General features: G+C 62.8%; 13 protein-coding genes. 8 read left to right on the top strand and 5 right to left on the bottom strand.

Annotated features, from left to right (window positions below; translation table 11 throughout):
- Positions 1 to 35: 35 nt before the first annotated feature.
- The 4 genes from HPY64_12250 to HPY64_12265 form a co-directional block, all read right to left on the bottom strand.
- The gene (locus HPY64_12250) at positions 36 to 938 is read right to left on the bottom strand and encodes an FAD-dependent oxidoreductase (GenBank protein ID NPV67909.1); all 903 of its coding nucleotides are present in this window, start codon (positions 936 to 938) and stop codon (positions 36 to 38) included.
- A 17-nt stretch (positions 939 to 955) separates the two neighbouring features.
- Complete coding sequence (locus tag HPY64_12255; protein NPV67910.1) at positions 956 to 2,323, bottom strand: NADP-dependent malic enzyme; 1,368 nt, start codon at positions 2,321 to 2,323, stop codon at positions 956 to 958.
- 163 nt (positions 2,324 to 2,486) lie between these two features.
- Positions 2,487 to 4,367: a selenocysteine-specific translation elongation factor gene (selB, locus tag HPY64_12260; protein NPV67911.1), complete on the bottom strand. Its 1,881-nt coding sequence runs from the start codon at positions 4,365 to 4,367 to the stop codon at positions 2,487 to 2,489.
- 108 nt (positions 4,368 to 4,475) lie between these two features.
- Entirely contained in the window at positions 4,476 to 5,681 is a 1,206-nt protein-coding gene (locus tag HPY64_12265) for a hypothetical protein (protein ID NPV67912.1), read from the bottom strand.
- A 202-nt stretch (positions 5,682 to 5,883) separates the two neighbouring features.
- Between HPY64_12265 and HPY64_12270 the strand changes: the two genes are divergently transcribed.
- The 5 genes from HPY64_12270 to HPY64_12290 all read left to right on the top strand — a co-directional run bounded on the left by HPY64_12270 (position 5,884) and on the right by HPY64_12290 (position 11,349).
- Positions 5,884 to 6,996: a glycosyltransferase family 4 protein gene (locus HPY64_12270; GenBank protein ID NPV67913.1), complete on the top strand. Its 1,113-nt coding sequence runs from the start codon at positions 5,884 to 5,886 to the stop codon at positions 6,994 to 6,996.
- 23 nt (positions 6,997 to 7,019) lie between these two features.
- Positions 7,020 to 8,237 (top strand): glycosyltransferase, encoded by a 1,218-nt coding sequence (locus tag HPY64_12275; protein NPV67914.1) that lies wholly within the window; start codon positions 7,020 to 7,022, stop codon positions 8,235 to 8,237.
- On the top strand, positions 8,230 to 9,423 hold the full coding sequence (locus HPY64_12280; protein NPV67915.1) for a glycosyltransferase family 9 protein: 1,194 nt from the start codon (positions 8,230 to 8,232) through the stop codon (positions 9,421 to 9,423). The genes HPY64_12275 and HPY64_12280 overlap by 8 nt, the downstream gene beginning before the upstream one ends.
- Positions 9,424 to 9,542: 119 nt before the next feature.
- Positions 9,543 to 10,460: a HEAT repeat domain-containing protein gene (locus HPY64_12285; GenBank protein ID NPV67916.1), complete on the top strand. Its 918-nt coding sequence runs from the start codon at positions 9,543 to 9,545 to the stop codon at positions 10,458 to 10,460.
- 79 nt (positions 10,461 to 10,539) lie between these two features.
- Positions 10,540 to 11,349 carry a polyphosphate kinase 2 family protein gene (locus HPY64_12290; GenBank protein NPV67917.1) on the top strand — a complete coding sequence of 270 codons (810 nt, stop codon included), beginning with the start codon at positions 10,540 to 10,542 and terminating at the stop codon, positions 11,347 to 11,349.
- A gap of 20 nt (positions 11,350 to 11,369) precedes the next feature.
- Here HPY64_12290 and HPY64_12295 read toward each other — a convergent pair whose 3' ends face one another.
- Positions 11,370 to 13,079 carry a fibronectin-binding domain-containing protein gene (locus tag HPY64_12295; protein NPV67918.1) on the bottom strand — a complete coding sequence of 570 codons (1,710 nt, stop codon included), beginning with the start codon at positions 13,077 to 13,079 and terminating at the stop codon, positions 11,370 to 11,372.
- A gap of 92 nt (positions 13,080 to 13,171) precedes the next feature.
- On the opposite strand from HPY64_12295, the gene HPY64_12300 reads away from it, so the two are divergent.
- From HPY64_12300 to HPY64_12310, 3 genes are all read left to right on the top strand, one after another.
- Entirely contained in the window at positions 13,172 to 13,717 is a 546-nt protein-coding gene (locus tag HPY64_12300; protein NPV67919.1) for a DUF84 family protein, read from the top strand.
- Entirely contained in the window at positions 13,714 to 14,550 is an 837-nt protein-coding gene (locus HPY64_12305; protein ID NPV67920.1) for an AAC(3) family N-acetyltransferase, read from the top strand. Before HPY64_12300 ends, HPY64_12305 begins: the two co-directional genes overlap by 4 nt.
- A gap of 61 nt (positions 14,551 to 14,611) precedes the next feature.
- Entirely contained in the window at positions 14,612 to 15,730 is a 1,119-nt protein-coding gene (locus HPY64_12310) for a hypothetical protein (GenBank protein ID NPV67921.1), read from the top strand.
- The last annotated feature ends 58 nt before the right edge of the window (positions 15,731 to 15,788 follow it).

Raw genomic sequence — 15,788 nt, forward strand, 5'->3', positions numbered from 1 at the left:
CCATTCGCTGTCACATCTCATGCACCGGGCAGATGCTACCCCACGCCCAACAGGTCGTCATAGATCGCCAGGATTGCTTTGGCGCCCTCACCCATCGAGATCAGCACCTGGTCAGACTTAGCGGTGGTGACATCTCCGGCAGCATAGATTCCGCGCCGGCTGGTCCGGTTCATCTCATCGATCTTGACGAAACCACCCTCATCCAGTTCCACCAGGCCGGCGACCAGCTGCGAATTCGCCTGCAGCCCCTTTTCGACGAACACGGCTTCAACATGAATCTCGCGCACCTCATCGCCTTTGCGCACCACCACCGTATTCACAAAATCCTTACCCTTGACCTCCAGGACCTCATAGCTATCGAGGATGGTGATGTTGCCTTCCGCTGCCAGGTTCCTGGCCAGCTGAATGTCCAGGTTGCCATGGGTAGGCGCGACCAGCGTGACATGGCGGGCGATGCGCTGCAATTCCGCCGTCGCCCGCAACGCCTGAACGCCATCGCCCACAACCAGCACAACCCGATCGATAAACAACGGTGCATAGGTTGCCGTGCTATAGCACAGACCCTTCATTTCAAATTCAGCCTCGCCGGGCACATTGAGCATCTCCCCACGAGCGCCGGTTGCCAGCAGGACCGTCCTGGTCAGGTATTCCTTGCCATCACGGAGGATCACAGCGTAGTTTTCTCCGCGTGGCTCAATGCGGTCTACCGCCGTACGCACGCGCAGAAAGTCCAGGTACTCAATCTGCGATCGGAAGCGGTTGACCATGGACTCGCCGATCAGGACATCGTAGTCTTCCACCCAGGGCAGGAGGAGCTTGCGATTGGTGCGCCCGCCCAACCCCGGCGAAATGAGCAGGACATCCATACGCTTGCGGATAGCGTAAGCGGTTGCCGCCAGCCCGGCTGGCCCCCCGCCAATGATGATCACATCATACATACCGTTTGACTCCTCACTTATTCTTCCGGCGGCTCAGGGATAAAACCGGCGTCCATCAATAGTTTGGTCATGTCGCGCGCCTGGCGGATGATGGTCGACGCCCGCTCGTACTCCTCTTCATAGGTACAAGGCAGGGTTGCCACCCCCTGTTCGACCGCCTTGGCCGCCACCGCTGCTGCTTCGCGCGGGAAGATCTCCCAGTCTTCCATGGTCGGCAGGATGTGCTCCGTCGAGAGCTTCTCCGGCGGGACCATCCCTGCCAGCGCCTCGGCGGCGGCAATGGCCATTTCGTCGGTGATTGTTGTCGCCCGCACATCCAGCGCCCCGCGGAAGATACCGGGGAAGCCCAGCGAGTTGTTGACCTGGTTGGGGAAGTCGCACCGGCCAGTCGCAACGATAGCGGCTCCAGCTTCCTGTGCCTCCCACGGCCAGATCTCCGGGATGGGGTTGGCCGCCGCAAAAACGATTGCGTCTTTGGCCATCGAGCGCACCCACTCCGGCTTGATCACATCCGGGCCAGGGGCGGAGAAGGCGATCACCGCATCAGCGCCGCGCATGGCTTCAGGGATGCCCCCCTGAATCTCTTCATCGTTCGTGATCTGGCACAGATGCCACTGCTGGACAAATTCAGCCTTGCGCAGGGCAATATCGCGGCGGTGCTTCCCCAGAATCCCATCCACATCTACCATCAGGCAGTTGCCTGGCTCGACGCCGTAGGCGAACAACAAGCGCGAACAGGCGACGTTAGCCGCGCCAGCCCCGATGAAAGCGATGCGCATCTCGGAGAGCTTCTTGCCCACAATCTTGGCGGCGTTGATCATCCCGGCCAGAGTCACGCTGGCCGTGCCCTGCTGGTCATCGTGCCAGATGGGGATACGCGCCCGTTCCCGCAGCGTATCCAGAATGCGGAAGCACTTGGGTTGAGCGATATCCTCCAGGTTGATGCCACCGAAAGCTGGCTGCAACATCAGCACCGTCTCAATGATCTTGTCCGGGTCTTTGGTGTCCAGCATAATAGGCACGCAATCGACGCCGCCAAGATACTTGAACAGCAGCGCCTTGCCCTCCATCACCGGCAACCCGGCTTCCGGGCCGATGTCCCCCAGCCCCAGCACCCGCGTGCCATCGGAAATTACGGCCACCGTGTTCCACTTGCTGGTGTATTCATAGACCAGGCTGCGATCCTTGGCGATTGCCTTGCACGGGGCTGCCACACCCGGCGTGTACCAGATCGAAAAGTCATCGATGCTGCGAACACTGGCCCGCAGCGCCGTCTGGATTTTGCCCCGGTAGAACGGGTGCAACCGCATGGCGTCTGCCGCAGGCTTCTTGGCCTGTTCGAGCAGTTCTTCCTTGGTGACCACTTGCTTGGCTTTGTGGGTCATAGCGCTCCCTGTCGACTAACTCCGAGTGCGATGGCTGTGTGTCATCGTACACCACAGTGGCATGGCAAACAAGGTGAGCTTTGGCGCTCACCTTGTATACTCAACATAGCACGCTTTGTGCAATCTATCCTATGACAGATGGCGGCTGAAGTTGTTACGAAAATCACATTTTCGGTCGCCTGTTCCACACGCGCACATCCCCTTCGCGGCGGGTGATCCCCTGCCCATCCAGAAACTCCAGCAGCGCAATCGCATACTTGCGCGTCGTCCCAAACTGATCGCGCAACTCAGCAGCGGAGATGCTGCCGCCAGTGTCAAGCGTCCGGGCTACCGCAGCAAACATCTCCCGGTACACCGGCGTGGTCAGCACCACATCCGGGGCGATGACCACCAGATCGCCGCGCTCCACCAGGTACCGGAACAGATCATCTCCGATCTGCGCCACGGCCTCCTTGACCGAGGGCGGCTGGTATGGAGCGCGGGCAAACACTGCTAGCAAGCCTTCCACCGCCTGCTGCTGAACAGGCGTCAATTGCACCGAGAACCCCTGCATCCAAACCAGGTCTTCGCCGCTCTCCACCCCTTGCACAGCGCTCTCCAGAAGGCGGTCGAAGGCGCTGCGCTCCAGCCCCAGGCGGCTACGGAGTTGCTCGCGGGGCATACCACGGCGCAACGGCTCGGCCCGGTGATAGGCGGCTAACTCCTGCGTCAGACGCTGGCGGATGTTATGGAGCGTGACCGGATCAACATACCAGCCTTCTCCCAACGCCAGAATTACCCCGCCCTGCAACGCCTCCTGCAGGGCAGCCCCGGCAATATCGGCTGGCATCCCGCTGCGCTCCTGCAACGTCTTTTCCCGCAGGGGAACACCCGCCCGTTCAAGTACCTGGGCCAGCAGCTCAGCCGGCGTACCCCGCGCCAGCGCCTCCAATCGGGCAATCACCTCCGGACGCCGGCGCCGCCAGCGGCGACCAGGCGCCGGATCAACCACCACACCGCCGCCGATAGTCTCTCCCGGAGAAGGAAAGCGCAGGATAAAGCGGTCTCCGCGGGCCAGCGGCACAGGCTGCTCCAGCCGGATTTGAATCCAGCCTTCCGCCCCCGGCGCAATGGTTTCTGCATCAAGCAGGCGTACCCGCGCCAGAGCTTCCGCTGCGCCGGAAAAGAACTTGACTTCGGCGTTATGCAGAAGCGGACGACTAGCCTCCGCCAGCAGCCTGAGGCGGCCATCCAGCAACCTGGTGCCGCGTAGCCAGCCGGGCGTCGTCAAGACCTGGCCGCGCATGAGCTGCTGCTTTTCCACGCCGCTCAGGTTAACCGCTGCCCGGCTGCCCGGCCCGATGCGCTCCCGCTTGGTCTGGTAAGCCTGCAGACCGCGTATACGGGCCGTGATCCCGACCGGCGCGATCTCCACCGTGTCGCCCACTGCCAGGCTGCCGCCGGTCAGCGTGCCGGTGACCACCGTCCCGAAACCGCTAATACTGAAAACGCGGTCGATCGGCAGACGCGGATGTCCGCGATCCAGGCGCGGCGGCAGCGCTGTCAGGCGCTCTGCCAGTACCTGCTTGAGGGTGTCCAGACCACGACCGTCGCGGGCGGAAACCGGCACGATTGGGGCGTCTGCCAGAGCAGTGCCGCTGACGATCTCACGGATGTCCAGCTCAACCAGTTCCAGCCATTCCGGGTCCTCGACCGCGTCGATCTTGGTCAGGGCAATGACGCCGCCGGGTATGCCTAGCAGGTCAAGAATCGCCAGGTGTTCCCGTGTCTGCGGCATCACCCCTTCGTCAGCCGCAATGACGAACAGCGCCGCGTCGATGCCCCCCACGCCAGCCAGCATATTCTCGATGAAATCGCGGTGCCCCGGCACATCGACGATCCCCACCGCCAGGTCGCCGGGCAAAGTCAACCAGGCGAAGCCCAGATCGATGGTCATCTCGCGCTCTTTTTCCTCGCGCAACCGGTCCGGATCAATCCCCGTCAACGCTTTGACCAGCGTCGATTTGCCATGATCGACATGACCGGCGGTGCCTATAACATACATCGCTCACTCCTGCGAGGACATGGTGCTCATCCCCACCTGACAAAGAAGGGCGTTCGCTGGAACGCCCCGATCAGCCTGGCAGCCTGGCGAGCCGCGCCGGGTGGCGCGCTAGAACTTGTTGCCACCGTTGTCAGTGGGAGTCTTGGGCGAGACCCGCACATCAAATTCATCCAGCAGGGCCTGGTACTTTTCGCGGTAGAGGGCGAAACGCGCCCGTTCCAGCGCCCACAGCCGCTCGATGCTTTCGCGCAGTGGCGGAATCTGGCTGGCAATCTCCCCCAGCCGGGCGACAAACGTCTCGAATTCCTTGTCATGGCTGCGCCAGGCTTCGTCATTGGTCAGCGTAAACTGCTTCCAACGCTTCTGATCATCCGTCGTCCAGGCGTTCCACTCCTGGCGGAAGCGATCTTCAGAGAGCCGTTGCATCTCCGCCACTTCATTGATCCGCCGATCCAGCCGCTCAGCGATTCGCTCAAAGTCGTCGATGATGCGCTTCATGTTGCGATAGGCTTCCGACCAGGTTTCAAAGCGCTGCATGTAGGCCTGCATCTCTTCGTCATAGTTGCCGATCCGGCTCTCAAAGGCGGCGATCTGCTGATCGCGCTGTTGCAGCAATAGAGTCTGCTGGTCGATGAATTGCTGGATTTGCTCGCGGCGTTCGCGTTCCGTGCTCTGGATCTCCAGGATGCGCTTCTCGTTGCGGAGGGCCATGTCTTCCAGCAGTTCCAGCTTGGGCCGGATGGCGTCGATCTGCTTCTGTTGCTCCGGCAGTTCGGCCTGCACTTCGGAAAGACGGCGCGAATCGGCCCGCCGCTGTTCCTCCAGAAAAGCCAGACGGCGGTCCGGTTCCTCTAGCTTCTTGCTCATATCATCCAGCCGCTGCTGAAGCGCCGGGATCGCTGTCGCCAGGCGGTCCTGCTCCGCCCGGATCGGAGGCAACTGATCCAGGGCGCGCTCCAGCTTATCCAGCCGCTCGCCAAGTTCACGCACCGGACGGATCAGGCTCTCGCGGGAAAGCGCGGCCCTCCGTTCCGCTTCGCGTTCGGCGGCCAGCCGCTTGGCCTCGTTCTGTTCAACCAGCTGCATCATCTCCAGCCGCAACTGGGCCATGATCTCGGCATCTTTACCCGCCGGCAAAAAAGCACCACGCAGCGATGCTTGATCGCTTTCCACCCCGCCGACGCGTCGGGTAAGCTGGGCAATGGTCTCCTGCTGTTGCTGAATGCGCTCTTCGAGGGCGGCGATCACCGCCTTGTCGCGGCGTCGCTCTTCATCCAGCCACTCGATCATCCTGGCAATCTGGTTAATATCCATATTGACTTTCCTCCCACCACCCGCCTCCTGCCGTACCCGGTCTGTCACGCGGGCAGCGGACTCGCGGCGGCTGTCACGTTTCCCCGTCAGGGTTGCCCTGCCGCCGTACATGCTACAGCCGCATTATAACCGATCCGGGGGGTGCATTACAGCCTGTGCCAGGAGGCTGGTTTGTACTCCTTCTTGCGCTATACTCCTGACCATGAGCACCATAGGCATCGACGCGCGACTCCTCTATTACCGGCAGGGTGGCATTGCGGCGTATACCCGCCATCTGATCGAGCAACTGGCCGCCCTGGACAGTACCACACGCTATGACATTCTGCACAGCCGCAAAGACCCGCATACCCTGGCGCCCGGCCCCAACTTTGCCCGCGTCTCCCTGTGGACGCCCAGCCACCACCGTCTGGAATCCTGGGCGCTGGCCGCTGAGATCATCCGTCTGCGGCTGGATGTGCTGCATAGCCCTGATTTCATCCCCCCGCTCCGGGGTGCGCGGCGATACGTGATCACCGTTCACGATCTGAACTTCCTGTACTATCCGCAGTTTCTGACCGCAGACAGCCGCCGCTACTACAGCGGCCAGATCGCTCGGGCTGTCCGCCAGGCCGATCATATCCTGGCCTGCTCCCAGGCCACACGGAACGACCTGATCGAGCGGCTGGGTGTACCGGAATCGCGGATCACCGTGCATCTGGAGGGCGTAGATTCATCCTTCCACCCGCTGCCAGAAGAGGAGATCGCCGCCGCCTGCCGGACGCTGAGCCTGCCACGCGGCTTCATCCTGTTCGTGGGTACTTTCGAGCCGCGCAAGAACCTGGCCGGTTTGCTGGATGCTTACCACCGGCTGCGCGTGTCCCTGTCTGACGCGCCACCGCTGGTTCTGGCCGGACGGCGCGGCTGGCTGTACGAAACCCTATTCGAACGGGTTGCCAACCTGGGACTTGAAGCGCACGTCCTCTGGCGAGAAGATATCCCGCAGCCGCTTTTGCCCGCCCTCTACAATGCTGCCGCAGTGCTGGTGCTGCCGTCGTTCTACGAGGGATTCGGCCTGACGGCCCTGGAAGCGATGGCCTGCGGCACGCCGGTCATCGTCACCAACCGCAGCGCGCCGCCGGAGATCGTCGGAGAAGCTGGATTGTTGATTGATCCCGACCAGCCAGAGGAGATCGCGGCCCGGCTGCAGGAGGTTCTGACCGATAGCGCCCTGTCCGCGCGCCTGCGGCGGGCGGGCCTGGCCCGTGCCGCCATGTTCACCTGGCAGCAGACCGCGACGGTTACCCACCGCGTTTATCAGCAGCTGCTTTCCAGCTAGACACCTTTGCAGGAGAGTCTGTCTTGCGTATCCTGTTCCTGACTTCCGAACTGCCTTATCCCCCTTACGCCGGGGCGCCCATGCGCAATTTTGGGATCATCGAAGGGCTGGCGGATCATGAAATCTGGTTGTTATCCTTTCACAGCAAACGCACCATCGAGCCAGATCGGACTCCGCTGGCCCGCCTCTGTGCAGCCATCACCACGGTATCCACCCCTGTGCGCACCGCGCCAGATCGGTTGCGGACTCTGCTGCTGACCAGCGAGGCCGATATCGCTCGCCGCTTCCATTCGCCAGCATTTGCGGCTCAACTCCGCCAGTGGCTGTCGGCGACCCGGTTTGACGTGATCCAGATTGAAAACCTGGAAATGGCCATCTACCTGCCCATCATCCGGGAGATACAGCCGGGAACCCCCGTGATCTATGATGCCCACAACGCCGAATACGCCCTCCAGCAACGCATCTACGAGACCGAACGTGGCGCCCTGAGCAACCTGCCCGGCGCATTCTATTCGCGCCTCCAGGCGGAACGGGTGCGCCGCCTGGAGCAGAGCGTCTGCCGGAGGGTAGACCACATTATCGCCGTGTCTGAGACAGATGCCGGTCTGCTGCGCACGCTGGCCGCAGGAACGCCGATAACGGTCGTTCCTAACGGCATCTCGGCGCACCTGTACTGCCAGCCAGCCGTCGAACCGGTTGACCTGGAAAAGCCGGCGCTGGTTTTTACCGGCAAAATGGACTACCGCCCCAACATCGACGCTGCGCTCTGGTTCGGCCAGGAAGTCCTGCCGTTGGTCCGCCAGGAATTGCCCAACGCCCACTTCTACGTTGTCGGTCAATCGCCACATCCACGCCTGAATGTACTGCGCGGCCAGTGCGGGATCACGCTCACCGGTCTGGTGCCGGATATCCTGCCATACCTGCAGGCGGCAAGCGTCTTTGTAGTGCCTCTGCGGATGGGCAGCGGCACGCGTCTGAAGGTGCTGGAGGCCATGGCTGCCGGCTGCCCGATTGTCAGCACCACCATTGGTGTACAGGGGCTGGCCATTAAGGATGGCCAGGAAGTCATGATTGCCGATACTGCCAAGGAATTTGCCCGTTCGGTGGTTCGGCTGTACCGCGATTCAGAACAGGCAGGCATGCTGGGCGAAAAAGCCCGCGCCTTTGTACAGGAGCGCTATGATTGGTCCATTTTGCTGCCCCGCCTGCGGGCTGTATACCGGGAATTAGGCGTTGGCTGATCTTACAGAACTGGCCCTGCGCAACCAGGTGTTGGCTGCCCGCCAGCACGCCCGTACCCGCCGCCAGCAACTGCGCGGCACTTTGTTGACGGCGCTGGCACGTTTGCCACTCCCTCCGATCCGCGGGGATGGGCGTACGATCCTGCTCATTCGCCCTGATCACCTGGGAGATGTGCTGCTGACCACCCCGGCCATCCGCGCTCTGGCCGCCGCCCTGCCAGAAGCCCGCCTGGTCGCACTGGTCGGCCTCTGGTCAGCAGGCGTGATCAGCGCCTACCCGGAGATCGACCTCACCCTGACGCTGCCCTTCCCGGGATTCGCCCGCCACCCCGCCCGCGCCTCCGCTCAGCCTTACCTGCTGGCCTGGCGCTGGGCCAACCATCTGCGGCGGTTGCAGGTCGACAGTGCGATCGTCTTCCGCCCCGATCACTGGTGGGGAGCCATGCTGGCTTTCCTGGCCCGCATTCCCCGCCGGATCGGGTTCGCCCTGCCCGATGTCGCGCCGTTCTTGACCGACGCCGTCCCTTTCCGCGCCAGTCATGCTGTGGAGCGCGGCCTGGCGCTCATCCGGGCACTTGGCGTCAGTGTTGATCATCCCTCCATCCTGACCTTCCCCATCCAGGATGAAGACCGGGAGTTCGTGCACCGGCAACTGGCCGAAGCCGGGCTGCCGCCGACGGCCCCCCGTGTCATCATCCACCCCGGCACGGGCACGCGCATCAAACAGTGGCCATCAGCCCACTGGGCGCTGGTAGCGGATCATCTTGCCCGGCGCTGGGGCGCGCCGATTCTGTTCACTGGCAGCGACCATGAGATTTCGCTGGTGCGCAGCATTACCGATCAGATGGCCGCGCCTGCCATCGTGCTGGCCGGGGAAACCACCGTCGGCCAGCTTGCGGCGCTTTATGAGGGCGCGCGTGTCGTTCTGGGACCGGATAGCGGCCCGCTCCACCTGGCCACCGCTGTTGGCGCGCCAACGGTTCACCTCTATGGTCCGGCGGACCCGGCGGAGTTTGGCCCCTGGGGCGACCCCGTCCGTCACATCGTCCTGACCACAGCCATCGCTTGCCGTCCCTGCCGCATCCTGGATTGGCCCGGCGCCGACCCGGCTGATCACCCCTGTGTACGGGATATTGCCCCGGAGGCCGTACTGGAAGCGGCCATCCGTGCCACCGGCGAGAGCTAACGCTGACTTTTCCCCCGGCTGGCTGATCCCCGGCTCAACGCCCTCCACCGTACCCGCCCCCGGCCTGTGCTACAATACGCACAATCACATCAATTGTTATTCAAAAGGATTCGCCGGTCATGTTCATCGAAAACCTTATCGCCAACCTCAATAATCCGCAGTCAGCAGTCCGCCTGGACATTATCCGCGTGCTCGGCATGGTGGAAGAGACGCAGGCGCTCGATCCACTGCGCGAGCGCTACCGTCAGGAGACCGATCCCACTCTCAAGGAGACGGTGCTCTGGGCTGGCCGCCGTATCTACGCGGCCCGGCAAAATGGCTTCAGCACACTGGAGGCCATCTTCCAGCATTTCGGCGTATACCACGAACTGGAACGCCTGGAGCAGGAAGGCGAGGCTGACCTGCTCAAGAGACTGGATGACAACCTGCGCCTGGAAATGATGCGCCGCCAGCGCGACGCCAGCCAGAAGAAAACCAACCTGGCCGTAGCCGCCGGGCTGGCCGGAGCTGTTGTCGGCGGGATGGGCACGACGCTGATGACCTCCATGTTGCAGGCCGGCGCGGAGGTCGCCTCCTCCAACCTGGAACCGCGCCCTGCCATTGGCTCCAGCCGCGCACCGGCGCTCAAACCCACCGATACAGATATCTCCCGCTGGGTCAGGCGGCTGCGCGAAGGCGAGGATACCGCTATCCGCAGGACAGCAGCGCAGGAACTGTTCACCCTCAACAATCCGGCGGCCCTCCCCCACCTGGCCTGCGCCTTCCTGGCCGATCCTGCACCGGAAGTGCGCCAGGCCGCTGAACGTTTCGGCAAGTTCCTGTACTGGAACACCGTGTACTGGGAGATGGAACAGGACGGTTCGCTGGCAACGGAGATCGCCCGGCGTCGGGCCGCAAAGGCAAGCATCGCCCCCTCGCCCACGCCGACGGCGTCTCCGGTGCAGCCTGTCGCTCCGCCGCCCCAGGAAGATGTCGTTGAGATTCTGCGCCGCGCCGAAGAAGCTCGTCGTCGCCGTCTGGAAAAGCGCGGCAAATAGCTGTGGAAAAGCCTGCGAGCAGGCTGTTGGTGTGTCCTCAGACGCTGTTGGTGCGTCTCCTGCTAACAGGGAGGAAAGAATGAAAGAGCAGCCGCTGACCCTGCCGCCGGGCAAACGCTTCCGCCTGAAGGACTTCGATCCCGGCTATACTGGCACATTCGGAAACAAGAAGGAAGCTGCCCAGGAGCTTCAGCAGAATCTGGAGCGTCTGCACAGCCTGCAGGAAATGCTTTACGCACAGGGCAAACACGCCCTCCTGATTGTACTGCAGGCAATGGACACCGGCGGCAAGGATGGCGTGATCGAGCATGTCATGGGTGCGTTCAACCCGCAGGGTGTGCGCGTCACGTCATTCAAAGTCCCCACGGAAGAAGAACTGGCCCATGATTTTCTGTGGCGCATTCATGCCGCGGTCCCACGCCGGGGTATGATCGGCATCTTTAACCGCTCTCACTATGAAGATGTACTGGTGGTGCGGGTCAAGAATCTGGCGCCGGAAGAGGTGTGGCAGCGACGCTACGATCACATCAACGCTTTTGAGCGCTTACTGGCCGACAGCGGCGTGACCATTGTCAAATTCTACCTGCACATCAGCAAGCAAGAACAGAAGGAGCGTCTGCTGGAGCGCCGGAACACGCCGGAAAAGCAATGGAAGTTTGCTCCCGGCGATCTGGAAGAGCGCACGCGCTGGGATGACTACATGGCCGCCTTCGAGGATGCCCTGACCCGCTGCAACCAGGACTATGCGCCCTGGTACGTCATCCCTTCGGACCGCAAGTGGTACCGTAACCTGATCATCTCGCGCGTTCTTATCGAGACGATGGAGAAAATGGAACTGGCTTATCCTACGCCGCCACCAGACATCGAGAAATACGAAATTCCGGATTGAGCCAGTTGTCGGCCATTCAATCAGGTCTCGTTCTCAAGCCCGCGAGGGGTGACTTCGCGGGCAGTTTCATGGCGATAGGTGACCATACCCGGCTTGCCGCCCTTGATCTTGCGCACGTACTTGCGCAGTGTGACGTCGACCAGGACACGCCCCTCCGCCCGCGCTGCGCTGTAGTAGGCAGCCAGTTCCGCTGCCCGCCGGATCACCGCATCCGGCACTGTGCGCCCCTCCGAGCGGATGATCACGTGGGCGCCCGGCACGCCGCGTGCATGCAGCCAGAGGTCTTCCGGGCCGCCTTTGCCAAACGTGACCTGCTCGTTCTGGCGAGCGTTGCGCCCTACCCAGATCGTCAAGCCTTCCGGCGTCTCCACCCGCAGCGGCGCGGGCTTGCCGCCCTGCGGGTGCGCCTGGCGCGGCCCACGCCAGTAGCCGTCGCGCTCCAGCGCATCGCGCACTTCGTCGATCTCCGGCCAGCTTGCCGCCAGCACCAGGTCGGTCTCCAGCTGGCGGAGGAAGGCCAACTCCTGCTCGGCAGCGGCCAGCCGCTCCGGGACATCAGCCAGGGCACGCTTGGCTTTATCATAGCGGGCAAAGTACTGCCTGGCGTTCTCCAGGGCAGAAAGCGCCGGGTCGAGCGCAATAGTGATCGGCGGGCCATCTGGATCGTACTGGGCGGCAAAGGTGGTCGCTCCCGGTGGGATGGTATACTGGTAAGCCAGTAGCAGTTCCCCGGCCTGACGCAGGGCGTCCAGTTCACTCTGGTCCCTAAGCGACCGGCGCATCGCCTCCGCCTTGTGGCTGACCCGCGCTATCGCCTCTTCAAGCTGTTCGCGGACTGGCCGCTTGGCTTCCTCATAGGCTTCCTCGCCGACCGGTGCGCCATAATAGGCCACAAGCGCCTCGCTCATCGACGCCGCCGGTTGCCAGCTATCCCGGTAAGTCAATGGCCTGGGCGCGCAGGCAACAACCCGGCCAGCCTGATCAATAAGACAGCCAGGGTGCCAGTCGCGCTGCAACAGAGGCGCCAGGACATCCTGTAACGCCAGAGCTACTGCCCGCGCGCTGGTATCGCCGGCTCTGGCGTTAGGCTCGCCCGCCGCCCGGAAGATGATCTCCCGCGCCAGCAGTGGGCTGATACCCAGCAACCGTCCCGTCAGCGCCCGCCAGGCCGGCTCGCCGGGATCGGCTTCCAGGCAGTCTTCCAGATCACCCAGAGTCACCATATCGGGCTGAATCCTGCCCGTCTGCCTGGGCGGCGGCACATAATCGCGCCCCGGCAGGCTCACCCGCACCCGGTTCTCTGCCGCCCCTACCCGGCGGATACAGTCCAGAATCACGCCTTCCTGCACCAGCAGGATGTTCGCCCGGCGCTCGATCCCCTCGAAGATCACCTCGCTGACGCCCTCCGGGCTGTCAACATGCAGCGTGAACATGCGTTCCCAGGCCGGCTGGCTGATCGCCTCGATGATCCCGCCTTCGACGTACCGCCGCAGCAACAGGCCAAGCTGGGTGGGGTGTGGCAGGCCACGACGCAGTTTCTCCCCGCTGACCAGCGCATAAGGCCGGGCAGGTGTGGCATCCAGAATCAGGTAGTGCCGTTCGTGGTGGGCGTAAACTTCCAGGCCCACTGCGCTCTCGCTCAAGTCAATGACTTTTTGCACCCGTCCACCGGCAATCCGATCAGTCAGTTCGTCCACCAGGGCGTTGATGGTGAATACGTCGAAGTACATACCTTCTCCCATTCTCCCGTCATGCACGCTTACTATAACGCATCCCGCAAGCTCAGTGGCACGGCGCCGGGCATAATGCTACAATGCGGCCCATGCACAATGGGATTCGAATTGCCATCGGCTCACTTAATCCGGTCAAGCGCGCGGCGGCGCAGGATGTGCTGGCGGAGCTATTCCCCGGCGCCAGCTTCACGGCTGTTGACGCACCTTCCGGTGTCTCCGTGCAGCCCTGGGGTGAGGAAGAAACCCGCACCGGCGCGCTGCACCGGGCGCGCGCCGCCCTAGAACAGACTGGCGCTGACCTTGCCATCGGTTTTGAAGGCGGCCTGATTGAGACCGAATTGGGGCTGATGACCTGCGCCTGGTGCACCGTGATCAGCAGGGATGGGCGGCTTGGCGTCGGCGGCGGTTCGCACATGTTGCTGCCGCCAGCAGTCAGCGAATTACTGGCAACCGGCATGGAACTGGGTTCAGTGATGGATACTCTGACCGGTCAGCGCAACACCAAGCATGACCTGGGGGCGATCGGCATCCTGACCGCCGGTCTGGAATCCCGGCAGAGCGCCTATGCCCATATTCTGCGCTTGGCGCTGGCTCCATTCCTCAGCCCGGCGTACTACAGCAGGGAGCAGTCGTGAGCGAAGCAGCAGTCATTGCCCGCACCGGCAGCCGACCGGTCACCGTCGATACCCTGGTTGAAGACCTTGCCGCTCTGGGCCTCCAGCAGGGCATGGTCGTACTGGTGCATAGCTCCCTCAGCAGTCTGGGCTGGGTTTGTGGCGGGCCGGTAGCCGTCATCCGCGCCCTTGAGACCATCCTGGAGCCAGCAGGAACACTCGTCATGCCGGCTCATTCCGGCGATCTGTCCGATCCAGCGCTGTGGGTCAACCCGCCTGTCCCCCGCGAATGGTGGGAAATGATCCGCCAATCCATGCCAGCCTTTGACCCTGATCTCACGCCAACACGAGGCATGGGCGTGATCGCTGAATGCTTTCGTAAAATGCCTGGTGTGCTGCGTAGTTATCATCCGCAAGTCTCATTTGCCGCGCGTGGTCGGTACGCTGCAATGATCACCGCCAGCCATAGCCTGGCTTACGGCCTGGGCGAAGGATCACCGCTGGCGCGGATCTATGACCTGGATGGCTGGGTGCTGTTGCTGGGTGTCGGCCATGGCAACAACACATCGCTACACCTGGCCGAGTACCGGGCCAGCTACCCCGGCAAGAAGACCATTGTGCAGGGCGCGCCCATCATAGATAACAGCGTGCGTCGCTGGGCGGGGATCCCCGATCTCGATCTGGACTGCGGTGACTTCGAGCAACTGGGAGAAGCCTTTAACGCCACTGGCCAGGTTCGGCAGGGGACGGTGGGCTGTGGCCGGGCCCTGCTCATGCGGCAACGCCCGCTGGTGGACTTCGCTGTCCGGTGGATGGAAGAAAATCGGCAGCCACCGGCAACCGATCAGCAGTAGACAACAGGTATTTGCGCGTGGAGCGCCTGCCCTACGCCGTTTTTGCAGGGGAGCACAGACGATGAAAAAAACTATCAGCGTGATTCTGTTGAGCACCCTCTTCGTCATGGCTGCGTGCACTACCGCGCCGCCCCCAGCAGAGCAAACGGCAGGCACAGGCGCGACGCTGGCGCCAGTGCCCGCCCGGCCTGCCATCCAGCTGAGCAAGGGAGAAACAGTGACGAACGGCCTGGCCGGGGCCTATTGCTGGCTCCAGGCAGCCAATGACATCCGTTGTGAGCCGGACCCGCTGAATATGCAACCTGAGGATGCGCTGGCCGTCAGCCAGGGTGACATCGTCACCTTCACCATTGACAGCGAGCTAGGCCCTCCGGCGCATCTCTACATCCGCCTGCTGGATGATCTTGACACTGGTGGCGCTCCAACGGAGATCGAATTGCCTGCCCCGCCGCCAGCCAGCCTGGACTACCAGGTTGATCTTGAACCGGGCACTCACCGGCTGGCACTGGTGGCGGAATACCCGATCCTGGAAGGTGAAATAGGTTTTGTCTCCACCATCTTTGCGCTGGATGTGGCCGGGGCGGTAGCCGCTGCACCGACCCAAACAGCCGTCATCGAGCCAACTGAGCTGCTTACCCAGCCCCCTACTCTGGAAAAGCCAACGGCCACGCCAGAGCCATCGCCAACAGAACCGTCAGAACCAACCGCCACAACGGCGGTGGAAGTCCAACCTACCGCTACAGCGCTCCCGCCCACAGCTGAACCTGCCACGGCCACGCCGGCCCTGCTGCCCACCGCGGCCCCACAGGTCGCCGCGCCGGAGGTGGTGATCGTACGCGGGCGGACGATCCTGCAACCGTACAGCGTGAGCTTCTGCACCATCGGTCAGGACGGCGCACAGACGTGCAGCGACTTTTCAACGGCTGGCCAAGGCGCAGCGCTGGAGGTCACCAGCGGCGACACCCTCCGTATTGACTCGGCGGCGGGTGGACCGCTCAGCATGACCTTCACGCTGCTCAGCAGCGCGCGCAACCGCGAACTGGGGCGGTTGCAGGTTCCGGGCAACCCGATCGCACTCTATGATGTCATAGCGGAGCCGGACAGCTATATCTTGCGCGTGGAAACGGAATGGCCGGGAGCAACGGCCACCTATGAATTCAGGCTGGATGTGACAGGTTAGGCCCGCACCAGAGGGCCACCCTGTTTGTATGTATTGACATAGCTACCGTACCAACAGT

It is taken from the genome of Anaerolineae bacterium (assembly GCA_013178165.1).
Classification (GTDB): domain Bacteria; phylum Chloroflexota; class Anaerolineae; order Aggregatilineales; family Ch27; genus Ch27.

Excerpts from the sequence above, each read along its gene's own strand:
- HPY64_12265 (NPV67912.1), bottom strand. The coding sequence starts at position 5,681 with ATGGATATTAACCAGATTGCCAGGATGATCGAGTGGCTGGATGAAGAG.
- HPY64_12300 (NPV67919.1), top strand. The coding sequence starts at position 13,172 with ATGCACAATGGGATTCGAATTGCCATCGGCTCACTTAATCCGGTCAAG.
- HPY64_12270 (NPV67913.1), top strand. The coding sequence starts at position 5,884 with ATGAGCACCATAGGCATCGACGCGCGACTCCTCTATTACCGGCAGGGT.
- HPY64_12310 (NPV67921.1), top strand. The coding sequence starts at position 14,612 with ATGAAAAAAACTATCAGCGTGATTCTGTTGAGCACCCTCTTCGTCATG.
- HPY64_12255 (NPV67910.1), bottom strand. The coding sequence starts at position 2,323 with ATGACCCACAAAGCCAAGCAAGTGGTCACCAAGGAAGAACTGCTCGAA.
- HPY64_12285 (NPV67916.1), top strand. The coding sequence starts at position 9,543 with ATGTTCATCGAAAACCTTATCGCCAACCTCAATAATCCGCAGTCAGCA.
- HPY64_12290 (NPV67917.1), top strand. The coding sequence starts at position 10,540 with ATGAAAGAGCAGCCGCTGACCCTGCCGCCGGGCAAACGCTTCCGCCTG.
- HPY64_12250 (NPV67909.1), bottom strand. The coding sequence starts at position 938 with ATGTATGATGTGATCATCATTGGCGGGGGGCCAGCCGGGCTGGCGGCA.
- HPY64_12295 (NPV67918.1), bottom strand. The coding sequence starts at position 13,079 with ATGTACTTCGACGTATTCACCATCAACGCCCTGGTGGACGAACTGACT.
- selB (NPV67911.1), bottom strand. The coding sequence starts at position 4,367 with ATGTATGTTATAGGCACCGCCGGTCATGTCGATCATGGCAAATCGACG.